18 protein-coding genes are annotated in these 20138 nt (G+C 56.5%); 5 read left to right on the top strand and 13 right to left on the bottom strand.

Features of this window, described 5'->3' with window-relative positions; all coding sequences use genetic code 11:
* Positions 1 to 63 precede the first annotated feature (63 nt).
* Positions 64 to 819, top strand: coding sequence for an HTH-type transcriptional regulator UlaR (ulaR, locus tag V1566_RS05025; protein WP_395305227.1), 756 nt, complete (start codon positions 64 to 66; stop codon positions 817 to 819).
* On the opposite strand, the gene yjfP is transcribed toward ulaR, so the two are convergent.
* The gene (yjfP, locus tag V1566_RS05020) at positions 816 to 1538 is read right to left on the bottom strand and encodes an esterase (RefSeq protein WP_395305226.1); all 723 of its coding nucleotides are present in this window, start codon (positions 1536 to 1538) and stop codon (positions 816 to 818) included. The two genes, ulaR and yjfP, sit on opposite strands and share 4 nt — an antisense overlap.
* Before the next feature lie 137 nt (positions 1539 to 1675).
* On the opposite strand from yjfP, the gene bsmA reads away from it, so the two are divergent.
* The 3 genes from bsmA (at position 1676) to V1566_RS05005 (ending at position 4533) form a co-directional block, all read left to right on the top strand.
* Entirely contained in the window at positions 1676 to 2005 is a 330-nt protein-coding gene (gene bsmA / locus V1566_RS05015; protein ID WP_395305225.1) for a biofilm peroxide resistance protein BsmA, read from the top strand.
* Positions 2006 to 2141: 136 nt separating this feature from the next.
* Positions 2142 to 2429, top strand: coding sequence for a DUF1471 family protease activator YjfN (gene yjfN, locus V1566_RS05010; RefSeq protein WP_021240708.1), 288 nt, complete (start codon positions 2142 to 2144; stop codon positions 2427 to 2429).
* A gap of 172 nt (positions 2430 to 2601) precedes the next feature.
* The gene (locus V1566_RS05005) at positions 2602 to 4533 is read left to right on the top strand and encodes a methyl-accepting chemotaxis protein (protein ID WP_395305224.1); all 1932 of its coding nucleotides are present in this window, start codon (positions 2602 to 2604) and stop codon (positions 4531 to 4533) included.
* On the opposite strand, the gene V1566_RS05000 is transcribed toward V1566_RS05005, so the two are convergent.
* The gene (locus V1566_RS05000) at positions 4530 to 6152 is read right to left on the bottom strand and encodes an isovaleryl-CoA dehydrogenase (RefSeq protein WP_395305223.1); all 1623 of its coding nucleotides are present in this window, start codon (positions 6150 to 6152) and stop codon (positions 4530 to 4532) included. The genes V1566_RS05005 and V1566_RS05000 overlap by 4 nt on opposite strands.
* 193 nt (positions 6153 to 6345) lie before the next feature.
* On the opposite strand from V1566_RS05000, the gene V1566_RS04995 reads away from it, so the two are divergent.
* Positions 6346 to 7620, top strand: a complete 1275-nt coding sequence (locus V1566_RS04995) for an MFS transporter (protein ID WP_121424849.1) — start codon at positions 6346 to 6348, stop codon at positions 7618 to 7620.
* Positions 7621 to 7702: 82 nt separating this feature from the next.
* Here the strand turns inward: V1566_RS04995 and rlmB are convergent, their stop codons facing one another.
* The 11 genes from rlmB to mutL all read right to left on the bottom strand — a co-directional run bounded on the left by rlmB (position 7703) and on the right by mutL (position 20137).
* Entirely contained in the window at positions 7703 to 8434 is a 732-nt protein-coding gene (gene rlmB, locus V1566_RS04990) for a 23S rRNA (guanosine(2251)-2'-O)-methyltransferase RlmB (protein WP_058840431.1), read from the bottom strand.
* Positions 8435 to 8500: 66 nt separating this feature from the next.
* Positions 8501 to 10945 carry a ribonuclease R gene (gene rnr / locus V1566_RS04985; protein ID WP_395305222.1) on the bottom strand — a complete coding sequence of 815 codons (2445 nt, stop codon included), beginning with the start codon at positions 10943 to 10945 and terminating at the stop codon, positions 8501 to 8503.
* A 38-nt stretch (positions 10946 to 10983) separates the two neighbouring features.
* A complete protein-coding gene (nsrR, locus tag V1566_RS04980; RefSeq protein WP_023334253.1) occupies positions 10984 to 11409 on the bottom strand; it encodes a nitric oxide-sensing transcriptional repressor NsrR in 426 nt (141 codons plus the stop codon).
* A 193-nt stretch (positions 11410 to 11602) separates the two neighbouring features.
* The gene (locus V1566_RS04975) at positions 11603 to 12901 is read right to left on the bottom strand and encodes an adenylosuccinate synthase (protein ID WP_024907332.1); all 1299 of its coding nucleotides are present in this window, start codon (positions 12899 to 12901) and stop codon (positions 11603 to 11605) included.
* A gap of 104 nt (positions 12902 to 13005) precedes the next feature.
* Positions 13006 to 13203, bottom strand: a complete 198-nt coding sequence (locus V1566_RS04970) for a DUF2065 domain-containing protein (protein WP_003855996.1) — start codon at positions 13201 to 13203, stop codon at positions 13006 to 13008.
* 71 nt (positions 13204 to 13274) lie between these two features.
* Positions 13275 to 14279 carry a protease modulator HflC gene (hflC, locus tag V1566_RS04965; RefSeq protein ID WP_023334250.1) on the bottom strand — a complete coding sequence of 335 codons (1005 nt, stop codon included), beginning with the start codon at positions 14277 to 14279 and terminating at the stop codon, positions 13275 to 13277.
* 2 nt (positions 14280 to 14281) lie between these two features.
* Positions 14282 to 15541: an FtsH protease activity modulator HflK gene (gene hflK / locus V1566_RS04960; RefSeq protein WP_047646479.1), complete on the bottom strand. Its 1260-nt coding sequence runs from the start codon at positions 15539 to 15541 to the stop codon at positions 14282 to 14284.
* Between the two features lie 56 nt (positions 15542 to 15597).
* Positions 15598 to 16878, bottom strand: a complete 1281-nt coding sequence (hflX, locus tag V1566_RS04955; RefSeq protein WP_023310136.1) for a ribosome rescue GTPase HflX — start codon at positions 16876 to 16878, stop codon at positions 15598 to 15600.
* A 74-nt stretch (positions 16879 to 16952) separates the two neighbouring features.
* Positions 16953 to 17264, bottom strand: a complete 312-nt coding sequence (gene hfq, locus V1566_RS04950) for an RNA chaperone Hfq (RefSeq protein WP_023334248.1) — start codon at positions 17262 to 17264, stop codon at positions 16953 to 16955.
* An 85-nt stretch (positions 17265 to 17349) separates the two neighbouring features.
* Positions 17350 to 18300 carry a tRNA (adenosine(37)-N6)-dimethylallyltransferase MiaA gene (gene miaA / locus V1566_RS04945; protein WP_032651346.1) on the bottom strand — a complete coding sequence of 317 codons (951 nt, stop codon included), beginning with the start codon at positions 18298 to 18300 and terminating at the stop codon, positions 17350 to 17352.
* A complete protein-coding gene (mutL, locus tag V1566_RS04940) occupies positions 18293 to 20137 on the bottom strand; it encodes a DNA mismatch repair endonuclease MutL (protein WP_395305221.1) in 1845 nt (614 codons plus the stop codon). The genes miaA and mutL overlap by 8 nt, the downstream gene beginning before the upstream one ends.
* Position 20138: the final 1 nt, after the last annotated feature.

Here is a 20138-nt window from a genome sequence, read left to right as displayed (position 1 = left end):
TTTTAGTAATTTCACGCTATTTCAAATATCATCTTTTCAAATCAATTCTTATCGGAATAGCTCATGACGGAAGCGCAACGGCATCAAATTCTCCTGGAACTCCTGGCGCAAACAGGGTTTGTCACCGTCGAGAAAGTGATCGAACGTTTAGGGATCTCACCGGCAACGGCGCGGCGAGACATTAACAAGCTGGATGAAAGCGGCAAGCTGAAAAAGGTCCGCAACGGCGCGGAAGCCATCAGCCAGCAACGCCCACGCTGGACGCCGATGAATATTCATCAGGCGCAAAATCATGATGAAAAAGTACGGATCGCCAGAGCCGCGTCGCAGCTGGTAAATCCCGGTGAGAGCGTGGTCATCAACTGCGGCTCCACGGCGTTTCTGCTGGGTCGTGAAATGTGCGGCAAGCCGGTGCAAATCATCACCAACTACTTGCCGCTCGCCAACTATCTCATCGATCAGGAGCATGAGAGCGTGGTGATCATGGGCGGCCAGTACAACAAAAGCCAGTCCATCACCCTTAGCCCTCAGGACAGCGAGAATAGTCTCTATGCCGGGCACTGGATGTTTACCAGCGGCAAAGGCCTGACGGCGGATGGCCTGTATAAAACCGATATGCTGACCGCGATGGCGGAGCAAAACATGCTTAACGTTGTGGGCAAGCTCGTTGTACTGGTCGACAGCAGCAAAGTGGGCGAGCGCGCAGGGATGTTATTCAGCCGTGCCGAACAGATCGACATGGTGATCACCGGCAAAGGCGCCAACCCTCAGATCCTCCAGAAGCTGGAAGATCAGGGGGTGAAAGTCCTGCGCGTTTAAAGGTGCTGGCGGAAAAACGCCACCGTCGCGTCCAGCGCCGTTGGCGTGATGCGGTGGCGGACGCCAGGTTCCCACAGACAGGTCAGATTACCGTCCAGTCCTTCATTCATTAACGCCTGCTGCAGACGGAAGGTTCCCTCGGGCGGGACCACATCATCTGCGTCACCGTGCCACAGCAGCAGCGGGCGATCGGCCACGCGCGGCAATGCCCGGGTCACTTCCCACTCTGCCAGCGTCGCGATCATTCCCGTTAAATCCTGAGGGGGAAAAAGCGTCTTCGCCAGCGAAGTAAAGTAGCCCGAGCCCATCAGACAGGCGACAGACTTCACTTCAGAATGATGCGTCATAATCCCCAGCGCCGTCATACCGCCCATCGATGCCCCGGCGACAGCCAGACGATTGTCGGCCACCAGCCCCGCCTCATAAAGCGCATCGCGCAGCCCGGCAAACTCGGTCAGACTCCCGTGCAGAATCTGCCAGAACTGCCCCAGCCGCGCCTGTTCATTGCCCATAAAGCGTGCGCCGTGGTCTGGTGCATCTGGCATCACCACGCGAAAACCTGCCTGTGCCAGCGCGACCGCAAAATAGCTGTAAACCAGCTTCGATGAGGTAAACCCGTGATAAAAAACCACAACAGGCAGCGCTTTATCACGTTTACCCGCTGGCATCGCGTGTAAAATTTCATGGTCGCCGAGGTGGCGTATTTCAATTTCAATCATTGTCGACCCTGTGCGAATGTATGATTCATAATGTTGAGAACTGGGTTACGCTTTCACATCATTTTCATTCGAAATATACGTCCCAGATAACACTTCGGGAACATTCCCCCAAAACTAAATACACAGACAACTACACTATGGCTATCAGGAAACGAGATATGGTTATGCGCAGGTTTGCTGCTTTATTGCTGGTGTTTCTGCTGAGTGGCTGTAGCGCGCTGCAGGGAACGCCGCAACCCGCTCCACCGATCGCCGATCATCCACAGGAGATTCGTCGTAATCAGACGGAAGGATTACAACGAATGGGCACCATCTCCGCGCTGGTTCGCGGCTCTCCGGATGACGCAGAATCGGCAATAAAAGCACAGGCCGTCGCCGCCAAAGCAGATTATTACGTCATCATTATGATCGACGAAACCATCATAACGGGACAGTGGTATTCACAGGCCATTTTGTACCGTAAATAATGGTTTTCCTTTGAACGAGATTTACACTGCTTTGCGTCCATAGACATTTTCCTGTCCACAATAAACTCCATGCCCGCGTCAATGGAAGGGAGTTTATTTGCGAAGGATTGCCCGGCGGATACCGGATACATGTGAAATGGAGCTGACGATGAAACGAACTCTTGCTTTGACCTCACTGTTGCTCTCAGCAGGCCTGGTGAGCACCACCGCGCAGTCAGCAGAATTCGCCAGTGCTGATTGTGTGACTGGCCTAAATGAAATTGGCCAGATCTCCGTAAATAATATCTCGGGGAGCCCGCAAGACGTTGAACGTGTCGTGGCATTAAAGGCCGATGAGCAGGGTGCTTCATGGTATCGCATTATTCAGATGCAGGAAGATAACCATATCGACCACTGGCGGGTACAGGCCATTCTCTACGTGTAATCTCCCTTCTGATAAAAGCCACTTATTTTTAGTGGCTTTTCGTTTTTGCAAATTTTTTATCTTATATAAAACCAATCAAGAACAATAAAATAACATTTTGTTACATTAATTCAGTAAACGTAATCCCCGCTCTGCCGTTGAAGAACCATACCTTTTCAATGATGAGCAATTTATGATCAACGTTTTTCGCCGCGCAGGCCTGGGTGCGAAGCTGTCACTGCTTACGGGCGTCAGTGTCGCCACGCTGTTTCTGCTTTTCACTTTTCTGCTCAGCCAAAAAGCCAGCCAGCAGCTTGAAGCCCTTGCGGTAGAAGACCTGCATAATCAGTCCACCGGCATGGTCGACATGGTGCAGATGTTTAACACCAGCCTGAGTGAAGAGGTTGAGAGCTATACCCGTCTGTTCACCACCTTTTTACCGCAGCCCCTGAACATTGATACTTCCCAAACCCAGACGATCAACGGGCTCAGCGTTCCGCTTCTGAAAGGTGGAGAAACCGGGCTGCATGAAAACAACACGCTTTCGGACGAGTTCCTGAACCGTACGGGAGCCATTTCGACGCTGTTTGTACGCAACGGTAATGACTTTGTTCGCGTAGCCACTTCCCTGCGCAAAGAGAACGGCGAGCGCGCAATGGGTACCGTTCTGGATAGCGCCAGCCCGGCCTTTGTCGCCGTCAACAAAGGTGAAGTCTACCGCGGCCTGGCGCTGCTGTTTGGCAAACGCTACATAACCCAGTACCAGCCCGTTAAAAACGACGAAGGACAGGTCATTGCGATCGTCTTTGTCGGGGTGGACATCACCCACTCCTGGAACGTGATGCGTGAGAAAATCCTCAACCGCAGGCTGGGCGAGAGCGGTCACTTCTTTGTGCTGGATCGCAGCAACGGAAAAACGCGCGGGCAATACCTGTTCCACGCCAGCGAAGAGGGAAAACTGCCGAAGTGGGACGGCGCGACGCAGCAACAGCTTCTGAGTGACAAGCCCGGCACGCTGGAGCGCGTAAGCGACGACGGTCGCACGCTGAAAATGGCCTATACCCCACTGCCGGGCTGGAACTGGACTATCGTGGGCGAAGTGGATAAATCGGTGCTGCTCTCAAGCGTCACCGCCATGCGCGATCGTTTCCTGCTGGCCGGCGTGGTCTTATCCATCCTTTTCGCTGGCCTGTTCGTGGTCCTGATTCGCCGCGTGCTGACCCGGCCGCTGCGCAATGTGATCCACCTTGCCCGGCAATATGCCGCAGGGGATCTCCGTTCCAGCCTGCCCGTAACGCGCCAGGACGAAGTCGGCCAGCTGATCGATGCTATCAACGGCATCGGCGGCGGCCTGCAAGAAATTGTGCTGCAGGTCCGTGAGGCCGCAGGCGAGATCCATTCAGGCACCAACGCGCTGGCCGCCGACACTGGCGAGATTTCAGAGCAGATCAACAAGCAGGCCAGCAGCGTGGAAGAGACGTCCGCCAGCATGGAGCAGCTGGCCGCCACCGTGCAGCAAAATGCCGCCAATATGGAGCAAACGCAGCAGCTGGTGGGTGAAACCTCGCTCGCGGTTCATCAGGGCGGTGAGACGGTCACCCACGCGGTGTCGACCATGGACGACATTCGCGAAGCGTCAAAACGTATCGAAGACATCACGCGCGTGATCGAGTCCATTGCTTTCCAGACCAATATTCTGGCGCTGAATGCGGCCGTGGAAGCGGCCCGCGCGGGCGAGCACGGAAAAGGATTTGCGGTAGTCGCCCAGGAAGTTCGCGCGCTGGCGGGACGCAGCGCTAACGCGGTGAAGGAGATTGAACAGCTGATTGGCGATACGCTCAGAAAAGTGAGTGAGGGTCATGCGCTGTCTGAACAGACGCGCCTGGCGATGGATGCCATCATCATTCATATCGATAACATCAGCCAGCTGGTCACCGAGATTAACCATGCCTCACGCGAGCAGTCCGCCGGGATCGGCCAGGTGAACCTCGCCATGACCCATATTGGCGAAGCGTCGCATATCAATGCCGATCGCATCTCACGCAGCGAACAAACGGCTCAAACGCTGCGCGAGAAGGGTTCACACCTGGCTCAGCTGGTGAGTCTGTTCCAGCTAAAAGGCTAGCCGACTCTGCCCGTGGCGCGCAGCAGCAGGTCACTTTGCACCTGCTCACTCATCAGCGTACCGCCACGGGTGTCCAGCATCATGCGGCACCACGCCTGCGCCACCGGGGGCGATGCGTACCGCAGCATCTGGCTCCCGGCCCCCAGCAAGAAAAGCTGCTGCGCAATCTCCCGTCCCTGCGCCTCCTGCGGTTTACGCAGTTTTTGCTGAAGCTGTCGCCAGCTGCGGTCGAAGTGTCTGTCCTGCCCTTTCACCTGCGCAAACTCGTCGGCAAGCAGATCGTGAATACCCGGCTGCTTCGCCAGCACGCGCAGCACGTCCAGGCACATGATATTTCCTGACCCTTCCCAGATACTGTTCACCGGCATCTCGCGGTACAGGCGGGGAAGTTCGCTCTCTTCGCAATATCCGATCCCGCCCAGCACCTCCATCGCCTCAGCGACAAACGGGATGCCCGCTTTGCACACGCTAAATTTCGCCGCCGGGGTAAACAGCCGCGCCCAGGCAGCTTCTTGCGGATCGGCACGCTTGTCCCACGCCCGGGCCAGTCGGAACAGCAGCGCCGTGTGCCCCTCCAGCACCAGCGCCATCCGGCTTAGCACCTCACGCATTAGCGGCTGGTCGATGAGATTTTTGCCGAAGGTTTGCCGCTGATGGGCATGGTACAGCGCCACCGAGAGCGCCCGACGCATCAGCCCGTGGCTGCCCAGCGCGCAGTCGAAACGCGTCAGCCCGCCCATTTTGAGGATCTGCCGTACCCCTTCGCCCTCTTCCCCCAGCAGCCAGCCGGAGGCATCAAGAAACTCCACCTCGCTGCTGGCGTTGGAGCGGTTTCCGAGCTTGTCCTTGAGTCGCTCCAGCCGGACGGCGTTGCGTTGTCCGTCGGGCAAAAAGCGCGGCACAAAAAAGCAGGATAGCCCGCCTTTCGCCTGGGCCAGCACCAGGTGCGCATCGCTTTGCGGGACGGAGAAAAACCATTTATGCCCCACCAGCCTGTAACTGCCGTCGCTGCATTTTTCCGCTTTGGTGGTGTTGCTGAGCACGTCTGAGCCGCCCTGCTTTTCCGTCATTCCCATGCCGATCAGCAGGCCGCGCTTTTGCGCGCCGGGGGCCAGATGCGGATCGTAGCGATCGCTGAGCAGCGGCGTCAGCCAGTCGTGAAATATTTTGGGGAGCGCCTGCTGCAGCAGCGGCGTGGCAGCGAACGTCATGGTGACCGGGCAAAGCGTGCCCGCCTCTACCTGAGCATGAAGCACAAAGCGTGCGGCCCGAGCGACAAACGACCCTTTACGCGCCTCCTCTTCCCACGCCAGGTTATGTACGCGGTTGGCACAGAGTCCCTGCATCAGCAGGTGCCATGCCGGGTGAAAGCGGACGTCATCCAGCCGCTCTCCGGTGGCGTCATAACGTAGTAACTCCGGAGGATTAACGTTTGCCAGCCTGCCCAGCTCCAGCGACTCCGCGGTGCCTAACTGCTGTCCGATGCTGGCGAGCAACTCAATATCCCACTCGGCCCCTTCACGGGCGACCGCATCGCGCAGGGCGCAGTCCGAGAGGAAAAGGTTGCTGTTGGAAAGCGGTGCAGGTTGATTGAAAACGGTATGGGTCTGCCAGTGCATGCTGTCTCCCTCCTTCAGTGGCAATGACGATAAGTATGGACAGACCGCGCGCGCGCTGCATGGGAGGGGAGTCACACGTTCACGATCCCGCTGATATCATTCGTGAAATAGCTCACAGAACATAAGAATAAACTATTTCATCACTTCGCTTTTGTTGAATAATTTATTCTTACCCTTTTCAGTGAGGATCGTTATGCAACCGGATGCGCACAAGCGAGCATTAATTGCAGGCTCCATTGGTAACTTTATCGAGTGGTATGAGTTTGCGGTCTACGGTTTTCTGGCGACCGTGATTGCGAAAAACTTCTTCCAGCTTGAAGGAGAAGCGGGGCTTACCAGCCTGATCCTCACCTATGCCTCGTTTGCCATCGCCTTCTTCTTCCGCCCGCTGGGTGCGGTAGTGTTTGGCCGCATCGGCGACCGGATTGGCCGTAAACCGACGCTAATCATTGTGCTGGTATTGATGACGCTCGCTACCGCCGCCATCGGCGTTGTGCCGGTCTATGCCAGCATCGGGATTGCCGCGCCGCTCATTATTACGCTGCTGCGCATCCTGCAGGGGCTGTTCGCGGGCGGCGAGTACGGCGGTGCGGTCTCGCTGATGACGGAGTTCGCCCCGCGCGGCAAGCGTGGGCTCTATGGCGCGTGGCAGTCCTTTACCGTGGCGCTGGGGCTGTTAGCGGGCGCAGGCATCGTGGCGCTGCTCTCCGCCCTCCTCACGCCTGAAGCCCTGCACGACTGGGGCTGGCGCATTCCTTTCTTCCTGGCGCTGCCCATGGGCGTCGTTGCGCTGTGGCTTCGCGTCAGCATGGAGGAGACGCCCAGCTTTGTGCAGCAGCAGGATAAACCGACTGTCGCTCAGGCGGATACTGCCGCCACGCTCCGGGCCATCGTGATGGGGATTGGGCGCGTCATGGTCTGGTCTGCGGCGGGGTATACCTATCTGGTGATTATGCCAACCTATCTGCAGTCGGCGCTGCACACCGGGTTTAACCAGGCGCTGCTGATAGCGGTGATTTCGAATATTGGTTTTGCACTCACCATCATTCCGTCGGGGATCCTGAGCGACCGGATCGGGCGCCGCACGGTGATGATTATCGCCACCGCGCTGCTGCTGATCCTCGCCCTGCCGCTGCTGAAAATCCTTCAGGCTGAGTCGAGTACGCTGGTGGTTAAGGCTGGTGTGGTACTGATTGCGGGCGGTCTGGTGGGCATGCTGGCGGGTCCGGGCCCGGCGATGCTATCTGAGATGTTCCCGACGCGCGTGCGCTATACGGGGCTGGGGCTGGCCTACTCTTTGTCGAACGCGATTTTCTCGGGATGTGCAGGGTTAATCATTACCGGGCTGATTAAGCAGACGGGCAACCTGGATATTCCGGCGTATTACGTGATGGCGACGGCGGTAGTGAGTATTTTCGCGCTGATGACGCTGAGGAAGGATGACCATTTGCGGTCGTTAGAGGAGTGAGTTTGTTTTGCCGGGTGGCGGCTTCGCCTTACCCGGCCTACAAAACCGTAGGCCCGGTAAGCGAAGCGCCACCGGGCGAAAATCAGCTACGCTGACGCACCGCTTCAAACAAGCAGATACCCGTCGCAACGGAAACGTTCAGGGACGACACGCTGCCCGCCATCGGGATGCTGATCAGCTCGTCGCAGTGCTCGCGGGTCAGACGACGCATGCCTTCGCCTTCCGCACCCATCACCAGCGCCAGACGGCCGGTCATTTTGCTCTGGTAAAGAGTATGGTCCGCTTCACCGGCGGTACCAACGATCCAGATGTTCTCTTCCTGCAGCAAACGCATGGTGCGCGCCAGATTGGTCACGCGGATCAGCGGAACGTTTTCCGCCGCGCCGCAGGCCACTTTCTTCGCCGTCGCGTTCAGCTGTGCGGAGCGATCTTTCGGCACGATCACCGCGTGCACGCCCGCCGCATCGGCACTGCGCAGGCACGCGCCGAGGTTATGCGGATCGGTAACGCCATCGAGGATCAGGAAGAACGGGTTATCCAGCTCGGCAATCAGATCCGGCAGATCGTTTTCCTGATACTGACGACCCGGCTTCACGCGGGCAATGATCCCCTGGTGAACCGCGCCTTCACTTTTCTCATCCAGGAACTGGCGATTCGCCAGCTGGATCACCACGCCCTGCGCTTCCAGCGCGTGGATCAGCGGCATCAGACGCTTATCTTCACGCCCTTTCAGAATAAACACTTCCTGAAAACGCTCCGGTGCGCGCTCGAGAAGGGCCTGCACCGCGTGGATGCCGTAAATCATTTCACTCATTGATGGTTCTCGTAATAAGTATTTCCCCTCCCCCCGCTGGGGAGAGGGTCAGGGTGAGGGGAGAATTTACTCCGCCTGCTTTTTCTTGGCCGCGCGCTTCGCTTTTGTGGCGGCAGCTATTTTCTGCGTTTTCGCGGACGGTTTTTTCGCTGAACGGGCTTCTTTCTTCGCCGCCTTCGGCTTCTGTTTCTTCTCGCCGCGGAACGCGCTGTCCGGCTCGAAGTTTACCTTCTTGCCCGCCTGACGACGTTTACCGCCGCCCGGTTTACCGTTACCGGTTTTTTTCGCCCTTTCACGCTCGGTTTTGCCTACGTTACGCGGCGCGCGCTCGCTGGAGATCAGGCTGAAGTCGATTTTACGGTCATCCATATTCACGGCTTCGACCTTCACTTCGACACGGTCGCCCAGACGATAGGTCTGGCCGCCAGATTCGCCAATCAGCCGCTGACCGACCTGGTCAAAGCGGTAGTAGTCGTTATCCAGGCTGGAGACGTGCACCAGACCGTCGATGAACAGCTCGTCCAGACGAACAAAGAAACCAAAGCCGGTCACGCTGGCAATCACGCCTTTAAAGACGTTACCCACCTGATCGAGCATAAAGTCACACTTCAGCCAGTCCGCCACGTCGCGGGTTGCTTCATCGGCACGACGTTCGGCCATGGAGCAGTGCTGACCCAGCTGCAGCATCTCTTCCATCGAATAGTGGTAGCCACCGGTTTCGGTGGTGTTCCCTTTATGGCCCTGCTCCTGCGCCAGCAGATACTTGATCGCACGGTGCAGAGAGAGGTCAGGATAACGACGGATCGGCGACGTAAAGTGGGCGTATGACTGCAGCGCCAGGCCGAAGTGTCCCCGGTTTTCCGGATCGTAAATCGCCTGCTTCATAGAGCGCAGCAGCATCGTCTGCAGCATTTCTGCGTCAGGACGGTCGCCAATGGACTCCAGCAGCTCGGCGTAATCGCGCGGCTCTGGCTTGTTACCGCCAGGCAGCTCCAGACCCAGTTCAGCCAGCACGGAGCGGAACGCGGTGATGGCTTCCGTCGACGGTTTATCGTGAATACGGAACAGCGCAGGCTCTTTGGCTTTCTCGACGAATCGTGCCGCCGAGATGTTCGCCAGAATCATACACTCTTCGATCAGCTTGTGCGCATCGTTACGCTGGGTCTGCTCGATACGCTCAATGCGGCGTTCTGCGTTGAAAATGAATTTCGCTTCTTCACTCTCAAACGAGATCCCGCCGCGCTCTTCGCGCGCCTGATCCAGCGTTTTGTAGAGGTTATGCAGCTCTTCGATGTGTTTGACCAGCGGCGCGTACTGTTCGCGCAGATCCTGGTCGCCCTGCAGCATATGCCAGACCTTGGTATAGGTCAGACGCGCGTGCGAGCTCATCACCGCTTCGTAGAACTTGTAGCCGGTTAAGCGCCCTTTGGTGGAGATGGTCATCTCGCAAACCATACAGAGGCGGTCAACCTGCGGGTTCAGGGAGCACAGGCCGTTAGACAGCACTTCCGGCAGCATCGGCACGACCTGCGACGGGAAATAGACCGAGGTACCGCGGCTGCGCGCTTCGTTATCCAGCGGGGTGTGCGGACGAACATAGTAGCTTACGTCTGCAATAGCGACCCACAGACGCCAGCCGCCACCGCGTTTTTTCTCGCAGTAGACGGCGTCATCGAAGTCGCGGGCATCTTCACCGTCGATAGTGACCAGCGGCAGGGAGCGCAGATCCACGCGGCCCACCTTGGACTCTTCCGGCACTTCTTCGCGCAGGCTTTCGATCTGCTCTTCAACCGCTTTCGGCCAGATGTACGGAATTTCATGGGTACGCAGCGCCATATCAACGGCCATGGTAGTGCCCATGTTGTCGCCCAGCACTTCGACGATTTTACCTACCGCTTTGGTGCGACGGGTTGGGCGCTGGGTGAGTTCCACCACCACCACAAAGCCCATGCGGGCGCCCATCACCTCTTCAGGTGGGATGAGGATGTCGAAGCTCAGACGGCTGTCGTCCGGCACCACGAAGCCCACGCCCGCGTCGGTAAAGTAGCGGCCGACGATCTGGCTGGTTTTTGGCACCAGAACGCGTACCACGCGCGCTTCGCGGCGACCTTTACGGTCCGCGCCCAGCGGCTGCGCCAGGATCTGGTCGCCGTGGATGCACATTTTCATCTGTTCAGATGAGAGGTACAGATCGTCTTTACGGCCTTCCACGCGCAGGAAGCCGAAGCCATCGCGGTGACCAATGACGGTCCCTTTCAGCAGATCGAGGCGTTCTGGCAGCGCGTAGCACTGGCGGCGGGTAAAGACCAACTGCCCGTCACGCTCCATCGCGCGCAGGCGGCGGCGAAGGGCTTCAATTTGCTCTTCACCTTCAATGTTTAATTCAACGGCAAGTTCTTCACGATTGGCGGGTTTTTCGCGTTTTGTTAAGTGTTCAATGATGAACTCGCGGCTGGGAATAGGATTCGCGTATTTTTCAGCTTCGCGTTCCTGGAAAGGATCATGTGACATGTCGGTTCCTCCGTTGTCAGCTCCGGTGGAAATTTTCTTCATTCCACCAGCAATAATTTATAAAGCGGTTGATTCTCTTCAACCAAATCGGCCAGCGTGTAGTTATCCAGTTCCATGAGAAAACTTTGCACGGCCTTTGAAAGCGCCTTTTTCAGGCGGCAAGCGGGCGTGATGTGGCAGAACTCGCTGCTGCAGTTCACCAGAGACAGCGGCTCCAGTTCACGTACCACATCACCCACACGAATACTCTGTGCCGGTTTACCGAGACGGATCCCACCATTCTTCCCGCGGACGGCAGCAACGTATCCGGCACGACTAAGTTGATTGATTATTTTGACCATATGATTACGGGATACGCCGTAGACCTCTGTGACTTCAGAGATACTGGTCATCTTCCCCTCGGGTAACGACGCCATGTAAATCAGCGCACGTAAGCCGTAATCGGTGAAACTTGTTAACTGCACATCAACCTCAGGAAAAAAGGGAAAACGCGGTTAAACCGCAGAGATATTCATTAATGATGATAAACCAGCCAGATAGTTAGCGGCTAATTTATTTGACAGACGGGGCGAAAAAGCGGAGATCCAGGAGCGTTCGCCGGATGGCGCTACGCTTATCCGGCCTACGGGTCACCCCGCAGGCCAGCATTCACGAAGATTATGCGTCGAACGGGTCGCGCAGGATCATCGTTTCAGTACGATCCGGGCCGGTAGAAATAATATCGATCGGCACTTCGGTCAGTTCTTCAATACGCTTGATGTAATCCAGCGCCGCCTGCGGCAGGCCGCTACGCTCTTTCACACCGAAAGTGGTCTCAGACCAGCCCGGCATGGTTTCGTAGATTGGCTCAATGCCTTCCCAGTCGTCAGCAGCCAGCGGAGTGGTGGTCACTTCGCGGCCATCTGGCATACGGTAGCCTACGCAGATTTTCACTTCTTTCAGGCCGTCCAGTACGTCCAGCTTGGTCAGGCAGAAGCCAGACAGGGAGTTGATCTGCACTGCACGACGCACTGCAACCGCATCCAGCCAGCCGGTACGACGACGACGACCGGTAGTCGCGCCAAACTCGTTACCCTGCTTGCACAGGAACTCGCCGGTTTCATCAAACAGCTCGGTCGGGAATGGACCTGCACCCACGCGAGTGGAGTATGCTTTGATGATGCCCAGAACGTAATCCACATAACGTGGACCCAGGCCAGAGCCGGTCGCCACGCCACCAGCAGTGGTGTTAGAGGAGGTAACGTACGGATAGGTACCGTGGTCGATGTCCAGCAGCGTACCCTGCGCACCTTCGAACATGACGAAATCGCCACGCTTGCGCGCCTGGTCCAGCAGATCGGACACATCAACAACCATACCGGTCAGAATGTCTGCGATCGCCATGACGTCATCCAGCACTTTCTGGTAGTCAACAGCGTCAGCTTTGTAGAAGTTCACCAGCTGGAAGTTGTGATATTCCATCACTTCTTTCAGTTTTTCAGCGAAGGTTGCTTTGTCGAAGAGGTCGCCCACGCGCAGACCGCGACGCGCAACTTTATCTTCGTAAGCCGGGCCGATACCACGACCGGTGGTACCGATCGCTTTCGCACCGCGCGCTTTTTCACGCGCAACGTCCAGCGCCACGTGATAATCCAGGATCAGCGGGCAGGCTTCGGAGAGCAGCAGACGCTCACGAACAGGGATACCACGGTCTTCCAGACCTTTCATCTCTTTCATCAGCGCAGCAGGAGACAGCACAACGCCGTTACCGATGATGCTGGTGACGTTATCACGAAGAATGCCTGATGGAATAAGATGGAGGACGGTTTTTTCACCGTTGATTACGAGAGTATGGCCTGCGTTGTGACCGCCCTGGTAGCGTACAACATATTTAGCCCGTTCAGTCAGAAGATCAACAATCTTCCCTTTACCTTCGTCACCCCATTGGGTGCCCAGTACGACGACGTTGTTACCCATTTTTTTCAAAATCACCGTTTGCTTAAAAATGGATTCTACCATCGCTTTTTCAGATATACAGCACTTTTTGACCTCAAAGCACGCCAAATCAGACCACTTTTTGATCAGCCAATCGTTTTCCTCAACATGTAGTAGATCACAATGCCAGCAACCACAAGACCTCCGCCAAAACGACGCAAAATATTATCCGGCAGTTGGCTCATCGTGGCGATCATTCGACGCCAGGCGCGCGGATAAAGCATCGGTCCAAGACCTTCCAGCACCAGGACCAGGGCCAGTGCGAGCCAGATCGTTGAATTCATTTTTATTCCTTATAAAAGAAAACCACCGCTCCGTTGGGAGCGGTGGTTTGAATACTCAAACGAGCCTGAGTTTATCGCGTTGCGTTAGTCGGCGTCTTCATATAACGGAAGAAATCGCTGTCCGGGCTGAGCACCATCACATCCTGGTTGCTCTGGAAGCTATTCTCGTAAGCACGCAGGCTACGGATAAAGGCGTAGAAGTCAGGATCCTGGCTGAAGGCATCCGCGAACAGCTTCGCCGCTTCGGCATCGCCTTCACCGCGCAGGATACGGCCCTGGCGCTCAGATTCCGCCAGCGTCTTGGTGACTTCATAGTCCGCTGCTGCACGCAGCTTCTCAGCCTCTTCCTGGCCCTGTGAACGGTGACGACGGGCTACCGCTTCACGCTCGGCGCGCATACGGTTGTAAATCGCCTCGGACACTTCGACTGGCAGGTTGATCTGCTTGATACGCACGTCAACCACTTCGATACCCAGCGCAGCCATACTGTTCGGGTTGATCACCGGCACTTTGCCATTGGTCTCCGCCTGAACGCGTTCAGCCGCTTTGGCAATCGCATCATCTGCTGCCGGCGTTGAAACTTCATCTTCCGTGCCCGCGGTACCGGAGTTCAGCGCATCGCGAACTTCCAGGGTCAGACGACCGCGGGAGTCGGTCACGATGTCTTTCACATCCAGACGACCAATCTCGGAACGCAGACGGTCAGAGAACTTACGTTTCAGCAGTACTTCTGCCTGAGAAACGTCACCACCGCCCGTTGCCAGGAAGTAACGGCTGAAATCGCTGATGCGCCATTTGATATAGGAATCAACGATCAGGTCTTTCTTCTCTTTGGTCACGAAGCGGTCGGCCTGGTTATCCATGGTCTGGATACGCGCATCAAGCGTTTTCACTGACTGAATAAACGGCACCTTGAAGTGCAGGCCCGGCTCATAAATCACCGGACGTTTGTCGCCATCACGCACGACGCTGCTGAACTGGAACTTAATCCCACGCTCGCCTTCTTTCACCACAAAGATCGAGGTATAAAGCGCGACCAGTACGATGACGATGATCGCAATAACTGACTTACGCATCCTTATTCCCCCTGACGCTGGTAGTCGTTACGCTGCGCGTTAGCACGGCGTTGGTCCATAATGTCACCATCGTTCGAAGAAGGCGTTGTGTTCGTGCTGGCGCTGCCTGATGAGGCTGGCGGCAGACGCAGCAGGTTGTTCGCGCCGCTGGTGTCGCCTTTCGCTGCTGGTGCAGAACCGCCTTTCAGCATCTGATCCAGCGGCAGAACCATCAGGTTTCCGCCTTTACTGTCATTAACCAACACTTTGCGGGTGTGGCTCAGCACTTTTTCCATGGTCTCGATATAGAGACGCTCACGGGTAATTTCCGGGGCCGCTTTATATTCCGGCAGGATCTTCGCAAAGCGAGCCACTTCACCCTGAGCTTCGAGGATGGTCTGCGTCTTATACGCGCGCGCTTCTTCCAGAATACGCTGCGCCTGACCGTTAGCGCGTGGCTGAACTTCGTTTGTGTACGCTTCTGCTTCACGGATGTACTGCTGTTCGTTTTCACGGGCAGCAATCGCATCGTCAAATGCGGCTTTCACCTCTTCCGGCGGACGCGCAGCCTGGAAGTTGACGTCCAGCAGGGTGATACCCATGTTGTACGGACGAATGGTCTCTTCCAGCTCGCGCTGGGTATCGCTACGAATAACGGTACGACCTTCGGTCAGGATACGGTCCATGGTGTATTTACCGATCACACCGCGCAGGGCGCTGTCAGTCGCCTGACGCAGGCTGTCATCGGCGCTGGTCACGCTAAACAGATAACGCTCAGGATCGGTCACGCGGTACTGCACGTTCATCTCAACGCGCACCACGTTTTCGTCAGAGGTCAGCATCACGCCAGAGGCGGCCAGTTCACGGACGGATTCCACGTTTACCGCGGTCACGTCGTCAATGAAGGTTGGCTTCCAGTTCAGACCCGGCTCAACCAGATGGCTGAACTTGCCGAAACGGGTGACCACGCCGCGTTCTGCTTCTTTAATGGTGTAGAACCCGCTGGCTGCCCAGATGATGACTACCGCAGCGGCCACGATGCCCACTACGCGGCCACCCATTGGTGGACGCGAACTCTGAGTGGAATTGCCACCCGAGCCAGAACCTTTTCCTCCGCCAAGGCCACCAAGCTTCTTGCTCAGTTTGCGGAAGATATCATCCAGATCCGGCGGCCCCTGCTCGCGACCACCTTTGTTGCCATTTCCCTCAGAGTTGCCGCCAGGTTTGCTGCTTCCCCACGGGTCGCGGTCTTGTCCGTTATTACCGGGCTGATTCCACGCCATGTATATGCTCCATATTTGTTATGCAAGGGCGAATTATTCAGGCATCCCCTTTCTGATCAGACGATATAGTCGACCAGCGCAGGTTCTTGTTTACAGAGGCGACGCCAGTCAACGATCGGCATACGCACCTGCATCCCCACGCTGCCGTCATCCTCCATCCACTCTTTTTCTATCGCCTGAAGCTGATAAAACCGGCTGCGCAGCCTGCCTTCCTGTGGCGGCAGTCGCAGCGTGTGCTGAGCTACCTCACCGGAAAGACGTTCTGTCAAAGCCTGGAAAAGCAGTGGCACACCAATACCGGTCTGGGCAGAAAGCCAGACCCGAATCGGTTTGTTTTCTTCATCTCTGTCGATACGCGGTTCGAAATCGTCCAGCATATCGATCTTGTTCATGACCAACAGCGTTGGGATCTCATGGGCGTCGATCTCTTCGAGCACCACGTTAACCGCGTCGATATTCTCCTGCACGCGCACGTCTGCCGCATCAATCACGTGCAGCAGCAGAGTCGCCTGTCGCGTCTCCTGCAGGGTGGCTTTAAACGCCGCCACCAGGTCATGCGGCAGGTGGCGAATAAACCCTACGGTATCCGCCAGCACCGTTTCACCGACGTCTGCTACGTCAATACGGCGCAGCGTAGGGTCCAGGGTCGCAAACAACTGGTCTGCGGCATACACCTGGGCCTCGGTTATCTGGTTAAACAGGGTGGATTTACCGGCGTTGGTATAGCCCACCAGCGACACCGTCGGGATGTCGGCTTTCGTTCGCGCCCGACGTCCCTGTTCACGCTGTTTCTCTACACGTTCCAGACGTGAGAGGATCTGGGTAATTCGGCCACGCAGCAAACGACGGTCGGTTTCGAGCTGGGTTTCACCCGGGCCGCGCAAACCAATCCCGCCTTTTTGTCTTTCAAGGTGTGTCCAGCCACGCACCAGACGCGTTGCCAGATGGCGCAGCTGCGCCAGCTCAACCTGCAGTTTCCCTTCGTGGGTACGAGCACGCTGAGCAAAAATATCTAAAATCAAACCCGTGCGATCGATAACACGGCATTCGCAAAGGGCTTCCAGGTTGCGCTCCTGGGCTGGAGACAGCGCATGATCAAACAACACGACTGACGCGCCGGTTGCTTTTACGGCATCCGCAATTTCGACTGCTTTACCTTCACCAACAAAATACTTTGGGTGCGGCGCTTTACGGCTACCGGTAATCACCTGCATTGCTTCGACACCGGCGGAAGAGACCAGAGATTCAAACTCCTGGAGGTCTTCCATATCTTTGTCTTGCGAAAAATAGATGTGTACCAGCACCGCCTGCTCACCGGCATCATAACGGTCAAACAAGCGTAAACCTCTCTAAAAAGATCAGCGGGGAACGCAGGATCCCTGGCTCCCCGTGTGGATAACAGTGCGAAACCTTATTCGGTTTCGTCGCTGTCCTGCGCCGGCGTTGAAGAACCCTGCGCGCTGCTGCCATGATGGTAGTTACTACCAGTGCCGCCGCCAGCGTTATTGCTGTGATGAGATACCGGACGGGACGGAACAACAGTAGAAATAGCGTGCTTGTAGACCATCTGACTGACCGTGTTTTTCAACAGAATCACAAACTGATCGAAAGACTCAATCTGACCTTGCAGCTTAATACCATTCACCAAATAAATAGAAACTGGAACACGTTCCCGACGCAATGCGTTCAGGAACGGATCTTGTAAAGATTGCCCCTTAGCCATTCTATCTTTTCCTTATATGCTTGTTTTGTACTTAGAACCTTGCGATTCTGAAAAATTGCGCACGATACGTCTCAATTGTACACATTCAGTGAGCGATATCACCAACAACCTCAATCACTTCGTTTAACGCTTGTTGCGGTTTTTCACTGTCTAACCAGTGAACGCCGTCCCAACCGCGCAACCAGGTGATCTGGCGCTTCGCTAACTGTCTCGTGGCGCAAACACCTCTATAAACCATTTCATCGTATGAAATCTCACCTTCAAGATACGACCACATCTGGCGGTATCCCACACAACGAATGGAAGGCATGTCCGTATGCAAATCTCCACGGGCAAATAGCGCCCGCACTTCTGCTTCAAAATCTGAAGCTAACATCTGATGAAAACGCTGCTCAATTCGCTGATGGAGCAGTTCACGGCTCGCCGGGGCGATGGCGAACTGATGCACCTGATACGGCAGAGCGTCTCCTGACGTTTGCGTCAGTTCCGTTAAAGTTTTACCCGAAATGAAAAAAACTTCCAGTGCCCGGGAAAGCCTTTGCGGATCATTTGGATGGATCCGTGCTGCAGCAACCGGGTCAATCTCCGCCAGTTGCTGATGCAGAACGTCCCAACCCTGCTCTGCCGCCTGCTGCTCAATTTTCGCTCTTATTTCCGGATCTGCAGATGGCAGAGGTGACAACCCCTCCAGCAACGCCTTGAAATAGAGCATGGTTCCGCCAACCAACAGCGGTATACGTCCCGCCGCCGTTATCTCGGCCATCTCGGCTAAGGCATCCCGGCGGAAATCCGCTGCGGAGTACGCCTGAGCCGGGTCGAGAATATCCAGCAAACGGTGCGGTGCCGCACGCAACTCTTCTGCGTCAGGCTTCGCCGTGCCGATGTCCATCCCTCGGTAGATGAGGGCGGAGTCGACGCTAATCAACTCTACAGGCAAAACTTTACGCAACTCAATGGCTAGCGCCGTTTTGCCGGAGGCCGTAGGGCCCATTAAAAAAATTGCCTTAGGCAGGCTCGCCTTACTTGCGTCAATCATGTTTCAGGGCGTTCATCGCCGTTTGTAAATCAACAGGTTGTAATAACCCACCCGGCGGCGTTTTCACCAGATGCGGACAGAGGCGTTCCACCTCCGCCAGCACGCTAATGGCCTGCGCCATACTCCACGGCGTGTGTTCGCTTGCCAGATGGCGGGCGATCCACTGCGCGGTGTTGGCGGCATCAAACGATGTTTGCTGCGCCAGGTAGCCTATCAGTTCAGGAATCAAGTTTTGTAAATTTTGTTGGCGTAAGGGTAAAGGCACTGCACGAATTGTCACATGTTGTGGTTCGAGCACAGTTTCAATGCCCATTTGCGCCAGCTGCGGCTCGGCGCGCTGCAATACCCTTGTTTCTTCAGAGGATATTTTCAGGCGAACCGGAATTAACAACGGCTGCGCGCAGGCTGCATTTTCACCTGGCGTGAGCTGCACCTGCTTGAGCCAGCGTTCGGCGACCGGCAGTGCCAGAAGCATCAATTTGCCGTCACGTTCAAGCAGTGCCATATCCGGCGCAATAATCGTCAGCACCCGGCCAAAACTCTGGCTATGGCCGTCCAGAGAAGGCTGAGCGGTCTGAATGTGCTCTTTACGCTCCACGGCTGGCGTTTCCAGCAGCTTGCGGTACAACGCTCCCTGCTGCTTCTGATAGCCGGGCTGGGCATTCGGGTAGTTCGCGCCCGTTGGACGCGGTGCGTTCCCTGCCGGGGAGAAGCGCGGGGCTTCCGGTTCACGTGCGACGGCAGGCTCCGCAAAATGGTTGCGCCCTGCCGCTACACGGTTTTCTGGCAGCGGACGCGGTGCAGGGGCGTCGTTCTCCAGCGGCAACGTTGGCTCTGCCTGCTGCTGCAACACGGCGGCCACGCCCTGATAAATGAAGTCATGAACCAGACGCGACTGGTGGAACCGCACCTCATGCTTGGCAGGATGGACGTTCACATCCACCTGATGGGGGTCGATTTCCAGATAAAGAACGAAAGCAGGCTGCTGATCGGCCCCGAGTTTGTCTTCGCAGGCCTGGCGAATTGCGTGATTGATGAGACGGTCGCGCATCATGCGGCCGTTTACGTAGCAATACTGGATTTCCGCAAACGCAGCACTGCTCGCGTTTGGATCGGCAACCCAGCCGCGTAAAGCCAGATCGCCGTGCTGCCACTCAATGGCCAGTGCCTGTTCCAGAAACGGCGTACCGCATATCGCCCCCAAACGGCGCTCTTTCTGTCCACCTTCTGCCACCGCGCGATACTGGCGCATCACCTTACCGTTGTGGCTGAGGTTGATGGTGACATCGAAGCGGGCCAGCGCGATACGGCGAATGATCTCGTCGATATGGCCGAACTCGGTCTTCTCGGTACGCATGAACTTGCGTCGGGCGGGGGTGTTGTAGAACAGATCCAGGACTTCCAGAGTCGTGCCGACAGGGTGCGCTGCGGGTTTCACCGTCACATCCATATCGCGCCCTTCGGCGTAAGCCTGCCAGGCCTCCTGCTGTTCAGCGGTACGGGAGGTCAGCGTTAAGCGCGAAACCGAGCTGATACTGGCCAGCGCTTCACCGCGAAAACCGAGGCTAATAATCGCTTCCAGGTCATCCAGAGAGGCAATTTTACTGGTGGCGTGACGGGCCAGCGCCAGCGCCAGCTCGTCTTTTTTAATGCCACAGCCGTTGTCGCGAATGCGAATAAGCTTCGCGCCACCGCGTTCGATATCGATATCAATGCGGGTTGCGCCCGCATCGAGGCTGTTTTCCACCAGTTCCTTCACCACCGACGCAGGGCGTTCCACCACCTCACCGGCGGCGATTTGGTTCGCGAGCTGCGGCGGTAGAACCTGAATCGGCATG

The sequence above is a fragment of the Enterobacter sp. ECC-019 genome, assembly GCF_043974075.1.
Lineage (GTDB): Bacteria > Pseudomonadota > Gammaproteobacteria > Enterobacterales > Enterobacteriaceae > Enterobacter > Enterobacter asburiae_D.
Note: the sequence above shows the minus strand (reverse complement) of the source record. Positions and strands in the feature narration are given on the sequence as shown.